Annotated in this window: 11 protein-coding genes and 1 pseudogene; 8 read left to right on the top strand and 4 right to left on the bottom strand. The window is 71.0% G+C overall.

The window, feature by feature from the left end; genetic code table 11:
* Positions 1–78: 78 nt before the first annotated feature.
* From CLV70_RS24310 to CLV70_RS24300, 3 genes are all read right to left on the bottom strand, one after another.
* Entirely contained in the window at positions 79–546 is a 468-nt protein-coding gene (locus tag CLV70_RS24310; protein WP_106128901.1) for a helix-turn-helix domain-containing protein, read from the bottom strand.
* 303 nt (positions 547–849) lie between these two features.
* Positions 850–2,151: a ferredoxin reductase family protein gene (locus CLV70_RS24305; RefSeq protein WP_106128900.1), complete on the bottom strand. Its 1,302-nt coding sequence runs from the start codon at positions 2,149–2,151 to the stop codon at positions 850–852.
* A 29-nt stretch (positions 2,152–2,180) separates the two neighbouring features.
* The gene (locus CLV70_RS24300) at positions 2,181–3,683 is read right to left on the bottom strand and encodes a class I SAM-dependent methyltransferase (protein ID WP_106128899.1); all 1,503 of its coding nucleotides are present in this window, start codon (positions 3,681–3,683) and stop codon (positions 2,181–2,183) included.
* Between the two features lie 52 nt (positions 3,684–3,735).
* On the opposite strand from CLV70_RS24300, the gene CLV70_RS24295 reads away from it, so the two are divergent.
* Both CLV70_RS24295 and CLV70_RS41225 read left to right on the top strand, forming a co-directional pair.
* The gene (locus CLV70_RS24295; RefSeq protein ID WP_106128898.1) at positions 3,736–5,100 is read left to right on the top strand and encodes an NAD(P)/FAD-dependent oxidoreductase; all 1,365 of its coding nucleotides are present in this window, start codon (positions 3,736–3,738) and stop codon (positions 5,098–5,100) included.
* Positions 5,101–5,293: 193 nt separating this feature from the next.
* Positions 5,294–5,872, top strand: a pseudogene (locus tag CLV70_RS41225) (phosphatase PAP2 family protein); the annotation flags it as partial.
* 18 nt (positions 5,873–5,890) lie between these two features.
* Here the strand turns inward: CLV70_RS41225 and CLV70_RS24285 are convergent.
* Positions 5,891–7,669, bottom strand: coding sequence for an ABC transporter ATP-binding protein (locus tag CLV70_RS24285; protein WP_106128896.1), 1,779 nt, complete (start codon positions 7,667–7,669; stop codon positions 5,891–5,893).
* 78 nt (positions 7,670–7,747) lie between these two features.
* Here CLV70_RS24285 and CLV70_RS24280 point away from each other — a divergent pair, with 78 nt between their 5' ends.
* From CLV70_RS24280 to mmsB, 6 genes are all read left to right on the top strand, one after another.
* The gene (locus CLV70_RS24280) at positions 7,748–8,155 is read left to right on the top strand and encodes a MarR family winged helix-turn-helix transcriptional regulator (protein ID WP_211303864.1); all 408 of its coding nucleotides are present in this window, start codon (positions 7,748–7,750) and stop codon (positions 8,153–8,155) included.
* 149 nt (positions 8,156–8,304) lie between these two features.
* A complete protein-coding gene (locus tag CLV70_RS24275; RefSeq protein ID WP_245908429.1) occupies positions 8,305–9,132 on the top strand; it encodes a phosphatase PAP2 family protein in 828 nt (275 codons plus the stop codon).
* A gap of 62 nt (positions 9,133–9,194) precedes the next feature.
* Positions 9,195–9,752, top strand: a complete 558-nt coding sequence (locus CLV70_RS24270) for a TetR/AcrR family transcriptional regulator (protein ID WP_106129047.1) — start codon at positions 9,195–9,197, stop codon at positions 9,750–9,752.
* 1 nt (position 9,753) lies between these two features.
* Positions 9,754–11,928: an MMPL family transporter gene (locus tag CLV70_RS24265; RefSeq protein ID WP_106128894.1), complete on the top strand. Its 2,175-nt coding sequence runs from the start codon at positions 9,754–9,756 to the stop codon at positions 11,926–11,928.
* A 196-nt stretch (positions 11,929–12,124) separates the two neighbouring features.
* Entirely contained in the window at positions 12,125–13,675 is a 1,551-nt protein-coding gene (mmsA, locus tag CLV70_RS24260; RefSeq protein ID WP_106128893.1) for a multiple monosaccharide ABC transporter ATP-binding protein, read from the top strand.
* Positions 13,672–14,997 carry a multiple monosaccharide ABC transporter permease gene (gene mmsB, locus CLV70_RS24255; RefSeq protein ID WP_106128892.1) on the top strand — a complete coding sequence of 442 codons (1,326 nt, stop codon included), beginning with the start codon at positions 13,672–13,674 and terminating at the stop codon, positions 14,995–14,997. The genes mmsA and mmsB overlap by 4 nt, the downstream gene beginning before the upstream one ends.
* Positions 14,998–15,044: the final 47 nt, after the last annotated feature.

Raw genomic sequence — 15,044 nt, 5'->3', positions numbered from 1 at the left:
GCTGTCCACCCCGTACGGCATCCACAGGTGCCGATGGTGCCACAGTCCGTCCCGGCGCGGGACGGGTGGCGCGGTGTCTCATTCGTCGAGACCTTCGAGCTGCCGCACCTGATCGAGCATGGCGGAAACAAGTTGCAGATGCGAGGGGGAGAGCCCCCGCGCCTTCATGGCGACCACCCGCACGCCCGGGTCGCTCATCGCCTCGTCGGCGAGTTGCTGCTGCTCACGGGCCGCGACGACGGCGCGCAACTGCTCCAGCTCGGACGTGATCCGGCTGAGGTCGCCCTCGCCGAACAGGAACGCGGCCGGCACGCCGAAGAACGTGGCGAGCGCCCGGACCTGTTCCACGCCGGGGTTGTCGCGCTTGCCGGTGCAGATGTAGTTGATGTACGCCGCGGTGATCTCGAAATTCTGGTCGCGCTTGATGGCCTCGGCGACGTCGCGGTAGGTGTACCGGTTCTTGCCGACGGGTCGCACGGTCTCGAACAGGTAGTTGAGCCGGCCCTGCATGGTCGCGAACCGGGGATCCTCCGGCGTGCTGTCCATAGTGGTCCCCACAGTTCGTCAACTATACGTGCCACCAATCGAACCTCATCGACTGTCCGGTTGACACATGTGCGGCGATCATGCGTATGCTCGACGCTAGTTGTCAACTGGGGAGCCCGAAGACGGGCTTACGAGGGATTCCCAGTTGACACCGCCGCACGCGCCGCGGCCCGGCCGCGGCGCCCACCGGGGGAGGTGCCGCGCGGAGGCGCTGCGCCACGGGGGCGAGGGAAGGCGGCCGGCCCCGCGCCGCCGACCCCTCGGCGCTCTCATCGTCGCGCCTCCCCGGTGGAACGGAAGCGGTCAGGCCGCCAGGCTGAAGCGTTCCGCGTGCACCTGGCGGCGGGGCACCCGCAGGGCGCGCAGGGACCGCAGCACCGCCGAGGTCATCGCCGGCGGCCCGCACACGAACACGTCCCGCTCGGCGACGTCCGGCACCTCGGCCGCCAGGTTCGCCGGCTCGAAGGGCGCGAGCGGTGGATCGCCGGATCCGGTACGGCCGGAGAGCAGCACCACCCGCGCACCCCGCTCCCGGGCCAGCGCCTCCAGCTCGGGCAGCAGCACCGCGTCGGCCCGCCGATGCACCCGGTAGAGCACCACGATGTCGCCGGCCGACTCCTCCAGCAGCGCCCGGATCGGCGTGACCCCGACGCCGCCGGCGATCAGCAGCGTCTTCTCCCGGGTGCGGTGCAGGGAGGTGAAGGCGCCGTACGGCCCCTCCGCGAACACCCGCGACCCGACCGGGATGTGCCGCAGGGCCGCACTCGCGCCCCCGACGGCCTTCGCGGTCAGCCGCAGCGAGCGCCCGTCCGGCGCGGCCGACAGCGAGAACGGGTTCGCCTGCCACCAGCGGGCGTACCCGGGGAAGCGCCAGATGAAGAACTGCCCGGCCCGCGCCGGGAGCTTGTCGAGGTCCCGGCCGCGGATGTGGACCGAGACGACGTCGTCGGACTCGGGCACCACGGCGGCCACCCGGAACCGGTGGCGGGCGTTGCGCCACAGCGGCAGGACGATCCGGCCGATGAGCAGCGCGCCGATCGCGAAGGTCCACAGCGTCCACCAGTACGCCGTGGCGACCGGCGACGCGGTGAACGTGGAGAGCTCGAACAGCTGGTGGATGAGCCCGAGCGTGATCGCCAGGTAGAGAATGAGGTGCACGGCGTGCCAGGTCTCGTACTGCAGGCGGCGGCGGGCGTACCGGATCGACGCGCCGGCCGCGACCACGACGAGGACCAGGGCGATCATGCCGGCCAGCGAGCCCACCATGACGGCCAGGTTGAGGAACTGCCGCCACATCGTGGAGTCGTAGGCGGTCGCGTAGCCGGCCAGCACGAACAGCGGATGCGCGAGCACCACCCAGAACAGTGTGAACCCGGTCCACCGGTGCCACGAGGTGAGCCGGTCCATGCCGATCCGCCGGTCCAGCCAGGGCAGCCGGGCGATCAGCGTCAGCTGCAGGATCATCAGCAGCGCGACGTGCAGGCCGAGGAGCTGGCCGGCGCCGAGGATCGCGTTCTTCGGCTCGGGCGCCACGGTGAAGAACAGGGCCCACACGACGGCGACGTTGAGGAGCACGACACCCCAGAACAGCTGAGCGGTCCGCATGCCGCACAGGATAGGCCCGGAACGGCAGGTCAGGTATTGAACGGACGGCGCGCCACGAGCAGCACATGGGTGACCGGCCAGTCGAGCGGCTCCCCGCGCACGGTCGCCAGCGACGCGGTGGGCGCCAGCCGGTTGCTCACGATCCAGTCGTTGCGGCTGGGGGCCGACGCCGGGTCGAGCTCGAAGCCCACGTCGGTGAGCAGCGACTTCCAGTCGGCGAACTCCAGCCCGCAGAACTGCTCCTGGGTCTCGGAGAGCCAGTTGTCCGGGTAGTCCTTGCGGGTCAGGTAGTCCATCGCCGCGCCCAGGGGCAGCTCGACGGTGTCCGCGCCGACCGGCTCGTAGCCGAACGGGAAGCGGTAGTCGACGGCGAACTGGTCGAGGCGGGCGCGGGTGGACAATCCGGCCACGTACGCCGACACCTCGGCCGAGGGCAGGGACGCCAGGTCCGTCCGTACGGCCGGAGGGTTGTCGCCGTCGTCGGCACGCAGGGTGAGCCGGACCGGGACGTCGCGGCCGTCCGGGCCGCAGACGTCGCTGTTGATCCACACGCCGCCCGGCGCGGTGTGCTCGTAGATCGCGCGGGCGAACGCGCGCAGCGACTCCCAGCGGTCGCCGTAGGACCAGATCTCGTGGGTGAGGGCGAAGGTCAGCGTGGTGTCGATCGAGCGCGGCGGGAAGATGGCCCCGCCCAGCACGTTGCGCCGGTAGAAGTAGACGTTGGCGTTGCGGAACGCGCCCTGCGCCTTCTTGTGCACGCACTCCTCGAACAGGTGACGGGCGATCTCGACGCCGATCAGGTCGCTCTCGCGCAGCGCCGGCTCGGCGTCGGCCAGCTCCAGCACCGCGCCGGCCCCGCAGCCGATGTCGACGATCCGGCCCGGCCGCACGTGCCCGCGGACCAGGTCCCACTTGCGGCCGGCGGCGTCCGCGAAGGCCGACGCGTACGTACGGTAGTCGCGGGTGGCGGTCAGCCCGCCCTCGTCGCCGACCACCGGGTCGTTGACCACCGACCGTACGGCGTCCACCAGGCGGTAGCGCTCGAAGACGTCCACGGTCGACGGGTGGGCCAGCTCGCGCCACGACTCGTCGCCGGCGGCCAGCCGCAGCAGCACGTCCCACGGCCGCTCCGGCGCCGGCGTGACCCCGGCCTCCACGCCGGCGATGCCGAAGCCCAGCGCCTCGTACAGGGCCGCGACCTGCGGGGTGGAGCAGGCGACCAGGCAGTTCTCCGGGGTCAGCTCCAGCCCGGTGGCGACCGTGATGTTCTTCAGCGTCACCTCGGCGAAGCGGTCCGTCGGCGCGGTGTCGAACACCGGCACCACCAGCGACCGCAGCCCCTCCAGCGCGCTGAACCGCTCGATGGCGGCCTCGCGGCGGTGGTACGGCACCGGGTTGCGCTTCGTGTTCTCGTGATTCGCCGATGTGACGGCCCACACGATCGTCGCGCCGCCGAAGCGGGAAAGGTAATCGGCCTGGAACCGGGTGAGTACATGGTGCCGGCCCGGGAACAGGACAAACTCAGGATCCACCCTGCGTTGATACCGTACGCGGAGGACGACTCGAACACCGGAGGCCCCGATCATGGCTGAAAGCGCTGCTCGCCGGCACCGGGTGGTGATCGTCGGGGCCGGTTTCGGCGGTCTCTTCGCCGCCAGGTCGCTGCGCCGGGCCGACGTCGACATCACGCTGATCAACGGCACCGCCTACCACCTGTTCCAGCCGCTGCTCTACCAGGTGGCCACCGGCATCCTGTCCGAGGGCGAGATCGCGCCGCCGATCCGCGAGATCCTCAAGCGGCAGGACAACGTCGACGTCAAGCTGGGCTGGGTCACGGACGTGGACGTCGAGGCCCGGCGGGTGTCCGTCGAGGCGCCCGGCATCGACTACACGGTCGACTACGACACCCTGATCGTCGGCGCGGGCGCCTCCCAGTCGTACTTCGGCAACGACCAGTTCGCCGACCACGCGCCCGGCATGAAGAGCATCGACGACGCCCTCGAGCTGCGTGCCCGCATCTTCGGCGCGTTCGAGCTGGCCGACCTGCACACGGACCCGGCCGAGCGGGAGCGCTGGATGACCTTCGTGGTGGTCGGTGCGGGACCGACCGGCGTCGAGATGGCCGGCCAGATCGCCGAGCTGGCCCATCGCAACCTGCCCGGCCAGTACCGGCACATCGACCCGCGCAAGGCCCGGATCATCCTGATCGACGCGGTCGACGCGGTGCTCAAGACGTTCGGCGACCGGCTGTCCACCCGGGCGCTGCGCCGGCTGCACCTGCTCGGCGTCGAGGTCGAGCTGGAGACGAAGGTGGTCGGCGTCGACGCGACCGGCATCGAGGTGGAGACCCCGCGCGGGCACGAGCGGATCGGGGCCATGACCAAGATGTGGGCCGCCGGCGTCGCGGCGCCGCCGCTGGCCCGCAGGCTCGCGGAGGCCGCCGGGGCGGCGACCGACCGGGCCGGCCGGATCCGGGTCGAGCCCGACTGCACCCTGCCCGGGCACCCGGAGATCTTCGCGGTCGGCGACATGATGGCCCTGGACGACCTGCCCGGGGTCGCGCAGGTCGCGATCCAGAGCGGGCGGCACGCCGCCGATCAGATCAAGCGCCGGCTCGCGGGCAGGGAGACCGGCCAGAGGTTCACCTACTTCGACAAGGGCAGCATGGCGACCATCTCGCGGTTCAGCGCGGTCGCCAGCATCGGCAAGGTGCACGTCTCCGGCTTCCTCGGCTGGCTGATGTGGCTGGTCGTGCACCTGCTCTACCTGGTCGGCTTCAAGAACAGGGTGACCGCCGTGCTGCACTGGTTCGTCAGCTTCCTCGGCCGCGGGCGCTCCGAGCGGGTGGCGACGTTCCAGCAGGCGTACGCGCGCGCCGCGGTCCGGGCGTACGGCGACCCGTTCGAGCGCCGCCGGGTCCCCGCGGGTGCCGACGGCGGCGGAGAGTAGCGGCGCGACGGCGTACCGGCCGAAAGGAGGAGAACAGGAAAGATCGGATTCAGCCGCGCGCCAGATTCGCGCAAGCTCGTGTCTACGCGAAGCTTCCCTCGATCGCCGAACGGGGGAGGGACACGTGTCACGACGAGGATGGCGCGAGATCGCGCTGCTGCTGGGCCTGTTCGGGGCGTACAGCGCGGCGCGGATGCTGGCCGATCCGGACCTGGGCGCGGCCCGTGAGCAGGCGACCGCCCTGCTGGGCGCCGAGCGGCTCGTGGGCCTCGACGTCGAGGCGGGGCTCAACCATGCCGTGACGGTCACGCCCTGGCTGGCCGCGGGCCTGTCCTTCTGGTACGCCGCCCTGCACTACCTGGTCACGCCGCTCGTGCTGCTGTGGCTGTTCCGCCGCCACCCCGGCCGCTACGTCCCGGCCCGCAACGGGCTGGTGCTCGCCTCCGCGATGGGGCTGGTCTGCTACGTGCTGATGCCGACCGCCCCGCCGCGGCTCATGCCGTCCGGCTACGTTGACACCCTCGCGAGCACCTCGGACCTCGGCTGGTGGTCCGCGCACGCGTCGGCGCCAGCCGGGATGGGCCACCTCACCAACGAGCTCGCGGCGATGCCGTCGCTGCACGTGGGCTGGGCGTTCTGGGTCGCCTGGGTGATGCGCGGCCCGCTGCTGCGCGTCCTCGGCGGCCTGTACGCCGCGATCACCGTGGTCGCGGTGGTCGGCACCGCGAACCACTGGGTCCTCGACGCGGTCGCCGGGATCGCCGTGGTGACCGCCGGCATGCTGGTCGCGTCACGCCGCCAGCGCCGCGTACCGGCCGCCCTCGGAGATCAGGGCGTCGTGCGTCCCGGACTCCAGGATCCGGCCGTGGTCGACCACCGCGATCCGGTCGGCGTCGCGCACGGTCGACAGCCGGTGCGCGATGGTCACCGTCGTACGCCCTCGCGCCAGTTCGTCGAAGGCACGCTGCACGGCCCGCTCGGTCTCGGTGTCCAGCGCGCTGGTCGCCTCGTCGAGCACCAGGATGCGCGGGTTCCGCAGCAGGGTACGGGCGATGGCGATCCGCTGCTTCTCCCCGCCGGAGAACCGGTGGCCCCGTGAGCCGACGACGGTGTCGTAGCCGTCCGGCAGCGCGCTGATCAGGTCGTGGATCCGCGCCGCGCGGGCCGCCTGCTCGAGCTGCTCGTCGGTGGCGTCCGGCCGGGCGTAGCGCAGGTTCTCCCGCACGGTGGTGTGCAGCAGGTACGTCTCCTGGCTGACCACGCCGACGATCCGGGCCAGGTCGGCCAGGCGCAGGTCGCGCAGGTCGACGCCGTCGACGGTGATCCGCCCGGCGTCCGGGTCGTGCAGGCGGGCGATCAGCCCGGCCAGCGTGCTCTTGCCCGAACCGGTCTCGCCGACCAGGGCCAGCGAGGTGCCGGCCGGGACGTCGAGGGTCACCCCGGCGACCGCGGCGGTCGCGCTGCCCGGGTACGTGAAGGTCACGTCCTCCAGGCGCAGGTGCCCGCGTACGCGATCCGGGTCGAGGTCCACGGGGTGTTCGGGGTCGTCCACCTCGACGGGCAGGTCGAGGTACTCGAAGATGCGCGCGAACAGGGCGAGGGAACTGGTCAGCGACACGCCGACGCCGAGCAGCCCCATCAGCGGCCGGAACAGTCCCGCCTGCAGCGAGGTGAAGGCCACCAGGGTGCCGATGCTCAGGGTTCCCGCGGTGAAGGGCAGGCCGGCGCTGAGGTAGATGACCGCGGGGATCGCGGCGAACAGGATGCTCATGGACGCCATCCGCCAGCGGCCGGCCAGCTCCGCGCGCAGTTCGAGGTCGATCAGGCGCTCGGACGAGGCGGTGAAGCGGTCGACGAGGGTGGCGCCGGTGCCCAGGGTCTTGCTGAGCTGCACGCCGCTGATCGACAGCCCCTCCTCGACGGTGACGTTCAGGTCGGCCAGCTCCCGCTGGCGCCGGGCGGTGATCTCCCGGCGCATCCGGGCGACCCGGCGGGTCAGGAGGATCGCCGGGGGCAGCACGACCAGCGAGACCAGCGAGAGCTGCCAGCTCAGGGCGGCCATGGCGACCGCGGTGGCGACGGCGGTGGTGAGGTTCGAGGCGACCGAGGTGGCCGTCGAGGTGACCACCGACTGCATGCCGCCGATGTCGTTGGTGATGCGGGACTGCACCTCGCCGGTGCGCGTACGGGTGAAGAACGCGACGGACTGGCGGTGCAGGTGGCGGAACACGTCGGTGCGCAGCCGGTGCATGACCCGCTGGCCGACGGTGGTGGAGATCCAGGTCTGCACCACGCCGAGGGCCGAGGTGAGCGCGGCGACGGCGACCATGCCGGCGACCAGCCAGGCCAGCAGCGTGAGATTCCGGTCGGGGAGCGCGACGTCGATGACCTCGCGCAGCAGGAAGGGCGAGGCCATCGAGACGACCGAGGAGACCACGATGATCGCGACGACGAGCGCGAGTTGCCCGCGGTGGGCGGTGAACAGCCGGCCGATGCGGCGGAGCGAGACCTCTCGCGCCTGGGCCTTCTCGGCGGCACTGACGGTTCTGGGGCGTCGGGGGGCTTCCAAGTGCGTACCTTCTTCCGGAGTTTTACTGAGGTTACCTCAACATGAGGGAACAACCGCAACCGCTGGTACGGTATTCCCGTGGAGGACAACACCCTCTCGGAGCTGTTCTGGGGCGTCGCCCGCCGCCTGCGGCACCTCAGCCGCGAGACACTCGAGCCGCTGCACGTCTCCCCGTCCCACGGCCGGGCCCTCGCCGTGCTGATGCGGCACGGGCCGATGCGCCCGGGCGCGCTCGCCGAGCACCTGCGCATCGCGGCGCGCTCCGCCACCGAGGTGGTGGACGACCTGGAGCGGCGCGGCCTGGTCGAGCGCGGACCGGACCCGGGCGACCGGCGGGCCACGCTGGTGTCGCTGACCGCGGCCGGCCGCGCGACCGGCGAGCGGATCAAGGCCGCCCGCTACGCGGAGAGCGAACGGTTCTTCGCCGCGCTGAGCGCCGCCGACCGCGCCGAGCTGACCCGCATCCTGCGTAAACTCCGCGACTGAGCTGCCCCCGCACACCCCTTCACGGTGAGCGACTGGTCACATCCGGCCGTCCGGGAGGTGACGTCCGGATGTCCGGAGGTCCAAGATCTCCCTGAGTGCCGTCCGCGCCGTCGTCGTCGCAGGGGTCCGGCGCGGAGACGGGGGCTGCCGTGACGGTGGTGGAACAGGCCGGCGCGGGGCGCCGGCTGGTGGTGCGGGCCGCGGTGCGGGAGATCCTGCTGGTGGGGCTGCTGTTCCTCGCGTATCAGGCGGGGCGGATGCTGGCCACCGGCCACGTGGCCGAGGCCATGGGCAACGCCGGCCGGGTGTGGGAGCTGGAGCGGGCGCTGCGCCTGCCCGCGGAGTCGTCGGTGCAGGAGGCGATCATCGACCATCGCTTCCTGGTGCGGCTGGCCAACTGCTACTACGCGTACGTGCACTTCCCGGCCACCGCGGTCACCCTGGTCTGGATGTACCTCCGCCGGCCCGCCCACTACCTCTGGATGCGCCGTACGCTCGCCTGCCTCACCGCCGTCGCCCTGGTGGTGCACCTCGTCATCCCGCTGGCCCCGCCGCGGATGATGGCCTTCGCCGGCGTGCTCGACACCGGCCACCTCTACGGCCCGGCCGTCTACGGCTCGCCGGCCGCGGACGCGGTCAGCAACCAGTACGCGGCCATGCCGTCGCTGCACGTGGGCTGGGCCGTCGCCGTGGCGATCGCCCTCATCGCCGCCACCACCTCCCGGCTGCGCTGGCTCTGGCTGGCCCACCCGGTGCTCACGCTCGCCGTGGTGGTCGCGACCGGGAACCACTACTGGCTCGACGCGTTCGTCGCCGTCTCGCTGCTCGGCACCGTGCTGCTCCTGCTGCCCGGTCCGCGCCGCTCGAGGGCCGCCGCGCCGGAGGGCGTCGTCGGGGCGTTGCCGCAGCCCAGGACCCCCGTCCCCGCGCTGTCGCTGGCCTCCTCGCCCCCGCCGGAGGGGCCGGGCCGGCTGTAACCTGGGCCACTTTCTGACCGATCGGCCAGTCTCTGACCGATCGGTCAGGCATGCTGGTGCCCATGGTTCGCGTCAACACCCGCGACGAGATCCTCCGCGTCGCCGCCGAGCAGTTCGCCCACACCGGCTACAAGGGCACCTCGCTGCAGGACATCGCCGCCGAGGTCGGCTGCTCCAAGGCCACGTTGCTCTACCACTTCGCGAGCAAGGACGCCATCCTCGCGGAGCTCACCGCCCCCGCGGCGAGCGAGCTCGCCGAGCTCGTGGCGGCCCTCGAACCCCTCGACGACGACGCCGCGCAGGCCGCCGCCATCGAGGGGTTCGTCGATCTCGTCCTGCGCCACCGGCGGGAGGCCGCGCTCGTCTACAGCGGCATCCCGAAGTTCATCACGGAACCGGCGTTCGCCGGTCTGCTCCCGCACACCGAGGCACTCTGCGCCGCGTTCGCCGGGCGCTCCGCCGCCGTCGCGGCCTGTGTCGCCGCCGAGGTGGTGCTGACCGGGATCGTCACCGTCGTCATCGACACCGACCGGGACGCCGCCGAGCTGCGGGCCGCCCTGATCGGCGTCGCCCGGCGGGCCCTGCTCTCCCCTTCCGACTCCCCTCACGACAAGGACTGACATGGCAACCCTGCTCTATCGGCTCGGCCGGGCCTCGTTCCGCCGCCGCAAACTGGTGGTCGTCCTGTGGCTGGTCGTGCTCGCCGCCCTCGGCGGGGCGGCGCTCGCCTTCAAGGGGGAGACCGCCAGCAACTTCACCATGCCCGGCACCGAGTCCCAGCGGGCCATCGACGCCCTGCGGCAGGAGTTCCCCGAGGCCAGCGGCGCCACCGGCACCATCGTGGTGGCCGCCCCGCAGGGCCGTACGCTCGCCGATCCACAGCTCAAGTCCGCGGTGGAGGGCCTGGTCAAGGAGGCCGGCGGCCTGCCCGGCGTGGTCGGCGCCGTGGACCCGTTCCAGTCCCGGGCGCTGTCCCAGGACGGGCGGTACGGGCTCGTCCAGGTGCAGTTCGCCGATCGCTCCGACGACGTGACCCCCGAGCAGCGCCACGCGTACGAGGACAGCGGCGCCGCGGCCGAGGCGGCGGGCCTGCGCGTCGAGCACGGCGGCGAGGTCATGAACGCCGAGCCCGAGGTCGGCGGCACCGAGTCCATCGGCGTGATCATCGCGCTGGTGGTCCTCGTCATCACCTTCGGCTCGCTGGTCGCCGCCGGGATGACGATGCTGAACGCGCTCATCGGCGTCGGCGCGGGCATGGCCGGCCTCTTCGCCCTGAGCAGCGTGGTCTCGCTGACCAGCACGGCCCCCGTGCTGGCCCTGATGATCGGGCTCGCCGTCGGCATCGACTACTCGCTCTTCATCACCTCCCGGCACCGCCAGCACCTCGCCGAGGGCACCGAGCCGGAGGAGGCGGCGGCCCGCGCGGTCGGCACGGCGGGCTCGGCCGTGGTCTTCGCCGGCATCACGGTGATCATCGCGCTGGCCGGCCTGGCCGTGGTCAACATCCCGTTCCTGACCGTGATGGGCCTGGCGGCGGCGGGCACGGTCGCCGTGGCGGTGCTGGTGGCTGTCACCCTGCTGCCCGCGCTGCTCGGTTTCGCCGGCACCAGGGTGCTGCCCCGCCGGCTGCGCGGGGACCGGACCGGGCAGGCGGCGTCGCGCGAGGGCTTCGGGTTCCGGTGGGCGCGGCTCGTCACGCGGCTGCGCGTACCCGTGATCCTGGTCGGCATCCTCGGCCTGGGCGCGCTGGCGCTGCCCGCCGCCGACATGCGGGTCGCGCTGCCCGACGCCGGTGCCGCCGCGGAGGGCACGCCCGCCCGGGCCGCCGCCGATCTCATCAAGGCGGGCTTCGGCCCGGGCTTCACCGGCCGGCTCGCGCTCGTGGTCTCCAGCGACTCGCCGCAGCGCACGGCCGCCGCGGTGGGCGAGGTCAACCAGGCTCTGCAGGGCACGCCGGGCCTGCTCGCGGTCACCCCGCCGAACCTCAGCCGGGACCAGCGGACCGCCCTGCTGGCCGTCATCCCGACGACCGGCCCGACCGAGGAGGCGACCGAGAAGCTGGTGCAGGAGGTCCGGGAGCGGACCCGCGGCCTCGGTGGCGCCGACGTCGCGCTGACCGGCCAGACCGCCGTCGGCATCGACGTCTCCGAGAAGCTCTCCGACGCGATGCCGGTCTACCTGCTGCTCGTCGTCGGCCTGTCGGTGCTGCTGCTGATGCTCGTCTTCCGGTCGGTGCTGGTGCCGATCAAGGCCGCGCTCGGCTTCCTGCTCACGGTCGGGGCGACGTTCGGCATCACGGTCCTCGTCTTCCAGGAGGGCCACCTGGCGGGCCTGGTCGGGCTCGACACGCCCGCGCCGCTGATCAGCTTCCTGCCGATCCTGCTCATCGGCATCCTGTTCGGGCTGGCGATGGACTACGAGGTGTTCCTGGTGTCGCGGATGCGCGAGGACTTCGTGCACGGGGAGGGCCCGCAGGAGGCGACGATCAGCGGCATGGGCCACGGCGCCCGGGTGGTCACCGCCGCCGCGCTGATCATGACCTCGGTCTTCTCCGGCTTCGTGCTGCTCGACGACCCGGTGATCAAGTCGATGGGCTTCGCCCTCGCGATCGGGGTGGCCATCGATGCCTTCATCGTCCGGATGACCATCGTGCCGGCGGTGATCTCCCTGCTCGGTCGCGCTGCGTGGTGGCTGCCCGGCTGGCTGAACCGGGCGCTGCCCAACGTCGACATCGAGGGCGAAAAGCTCCGTAAGCAGCTTGACCAGGCATCGGACAAGGTTCCGGTCGGCGTCTGACGGACATCTTAACCGTTTAAGGGCAGGCTGCCGTTACGGCAGCCTGCCCTTTCATTGCCGGATTGTTACATGACAGGAGGATCTCGAAACTTGCGAAGCGTCTTCGGGGCGGAATAGGTTGCCGTCGGCAACAAAACAAGAGGAAATATCAGATCCCCCCGGAGGCATCCATGACGTTCGTGAGGTGGTGTGTGCGATGACGACGACCGCACCCGTCCTCCTGGAGATGCGTTCCATCACCAAGGAGTTCCCCGGCGTCAAGGCGCTCTCCGACGTCAACCTCCTGGTCCGGGCCGGCGAGATCCACGCCATCTGCGGGGAGAACGGCGCCGGCAAGTCCACGCTGATGAAGGTGCTCAGCGGCGTCTACCCGTACGGATCGTACTCGGGTGACATCGTTTACCAGGGCTCCCAGGTGCGCTTCTCCGACATCCGGCAGAGCGAGCGGGCCGGCATCGTGATCATCCACCAGGAACTCGCGCTGATCCCCGACATGTCGATCACCGAGAACATCTTCCTCGGCAACGAGCCCCGCAAGCGGGGTGCGATCGACTGGAAGTCCGCGCAGCGCCAGGCGCTGGACCTGATGGCCCGGGTCGGCCTCAGGGAGGACCCGGACACCCTCATCAAGGACATCGGCGTCGGCAAGCAGCAGCTGGTGGAGATCGCCAAGGCGTTCGCCAAGGACGTCAAGCTGCTCATCCTCGACGAGCCCACCGCGGCGCTGAACGAGGCCGACTCGCAGCACCTGCTCGACCTGCTGCGCGGCTTCCGCGAGCGGGGCATCACCTCGATCATGATCTCGCACAAGCTCAACGAGATCGAGGCGATCGCCGACGAGATCACGATCCTGCGGGACGGGAAGACGGTCGAGACGCTCAACATCCAGCGCGACGGCGTCGACGAGGACCGCATCGTCCGGGGCATGGTCGGCCGCGAGCTGGGCAGCCGGTTCCCGGACCACACCCCGAAGATCGGCGACACCTTCTTCGAGGTGCGCGACTGGACCGTCCGGCACCCGATCTCCGCCGAGCGGCTGGTCTGCAAGGGCGAGAGCTTCCACGTGCGGCGCGGCGAGATCGTCGGCTTCGCCGGCCTCATGGGCGCCGGGCGCACCGAGCTGGCGATGAGCATCTTCGGCCGCTCGTACGGCGTCTACCTCGGCGGCCAGATCTTCAAGGACGGCAAGGAGATCCAGCTCAAGACCGTGGCCGACGCGATCCACCACGGCCTGGCGTACGTCAGCGAGGACCGCAAGGCGATCGGCCTCAACCTGCTCGACGACATCAAGACGTCGACGGTGGCGGCCAAGCTCTCCAAGATCTCCAAGCGCGGCGTGCTCGACCAGGTCGCGGAGTACAAGGCCGCCGAGGAGTACCGCAGGGAACTCCGCACCAAGGCACCCACCGTCGACGAGGGCGTCTCCAAGCTCTCCGGCGGTAACCAGCAGAAGGTCGTCCTGGCGAAGTGGATGTTCACGGACCCCGACCTGCTGATCCTCGACGAGCCCACCCGCGGCATCGACGTGGGCGCGAAGTACGAGATCTACGGCATCATCCAGCGGCTCGCCGACCAGGGTAAGGGCGTCATCGTCATCTCCTCGGAGCTGCCCGAGCTGATCGGGCTCTGCGACCGCATCTACACCGTGTTCGAAGGCCAGATCACGGGTGACATCGCCCGCAAGGACGCGAACCCGGAGACCCTCATGAAGCAGATGACCTCGACGAAGAAGATGCAGACCCGATGAGCCGAATCAAGGACCTTCAGAAGAACCTGTTCGGAGGCACGACCTCCAACGCCCGCCAGTTCGGGATGATCTTCACCCTGGTGGCGATCGTCCTGCTGTTCCAGTTCCTCACCGCACGCGACCTGGGCGTCGGCTTCGGCGACGGCCTGACCCTGCGGTCGGACAACCTGATCGCCCTGTTCCAGCAGAACTCCTACATCCTCATCCTCGCCATCGGCATGCTGATGGTGATCGTGGCCGGCCACATCGACCTGTCGGTCGGCTCGATCGCCGCCTTCGTCGGCATCCTCGTGGCCAAGGCGATGGCGGACTGGGACCTGCCCTGGCCGGTGGCGATCCTGTTCGGCCTCGCGATCGGCGCGGTCATCGGCGCCTGGCAGGGCTTCTGGGTGGCGTACGTCGGGGTGCCGGCGTTCATCGTCACGCTGGCCGGCATGCTGCTGTTCCGCGGCGCCAACCAGTACGTCGGCAACGCCGACACGATCCCGGTGCCCGCGCCCTTCCAGAAGATCGGCGGCGGCTTCCTGCCGGAGACCGGCCCGGACACCGGCTACAACAACCTGACGCTGCTGCTCGGCCTGGCCGCCTGTGTCGCCGTGGTGTGGCGCGAGCTGCAGCTGCGCCGTACCCGCAAGGAGATGAACGCCGAGCCCGCGCCCATGTGGGTGTCGGTGATCCGGATGGCGATCATGGTCGGCCTCCTGATCTTCGTGACGCTGCGGTTCGCCGGCGGCCGGGTCGGCACGAGCTTCCCGATCTCCGGGCTCATCCTCGTCGTGCTGGTGCTCGTGTACGGCTTCTACACCCGCAACACCGCGGGCGGCCGGCACATCTACGCGGTCGGCGGCAACTCCCGGGCGGCCGAGCTGTCCGGTGTGAAGCTCCGCCGGGTCAACTTCTTCGTCATGATGAACATGTCCGTCCTCGCCGCGCTGGCCGGCATGATCTTCGTGGCCCGCTCCGGCGCCTCCGGCCCGCAGGACGGTCTCAGCTGGGAGCTCGACGCGATCGCGGCCGTCTTCATCGGTGGCGCGGCCGTGTCCGGCGGCATCGGCACGATCTCCGGCTCCATCGTCGGTGGTCTGGTCATGGCCGTCCTGAACAACGGCCTCCAGCTGCTCGGCGTCGGCACCGACCGGGTCCAGATCATCAAGGGCCTGGTCCTGCTGCTCGCCGTCGCCCTGGACGTCTACAACAAGAGCCAGGGGCGCTTCTCGGTCATCGGGAGCATCACCCGCCCCTTCCGCCGGGAGGCATCCGCCGAACCGGCTTCTTCGTCCGAGGCGGGCAGCCAGCCCGCCAAGACGACGGTGGCCGGCTGACGGTCCACCAACCCCCTCTCACCCCCCGTATCACTCACAAGAAGGGC

This window comes from Pseudosporangium ferrugineum, assembly GCF_003002065.1.
Classification (GTDB): domain Bacteria; phylum Actinomycetota; class Actinomycetes; order Mycobacteriales; family Micromonosporaceae; genus Actinoplanes; species Actinoplanes ferrugineus_A.
This window is presented reverse-complemented; position numbering and strand designations above follow the sequence as displayed.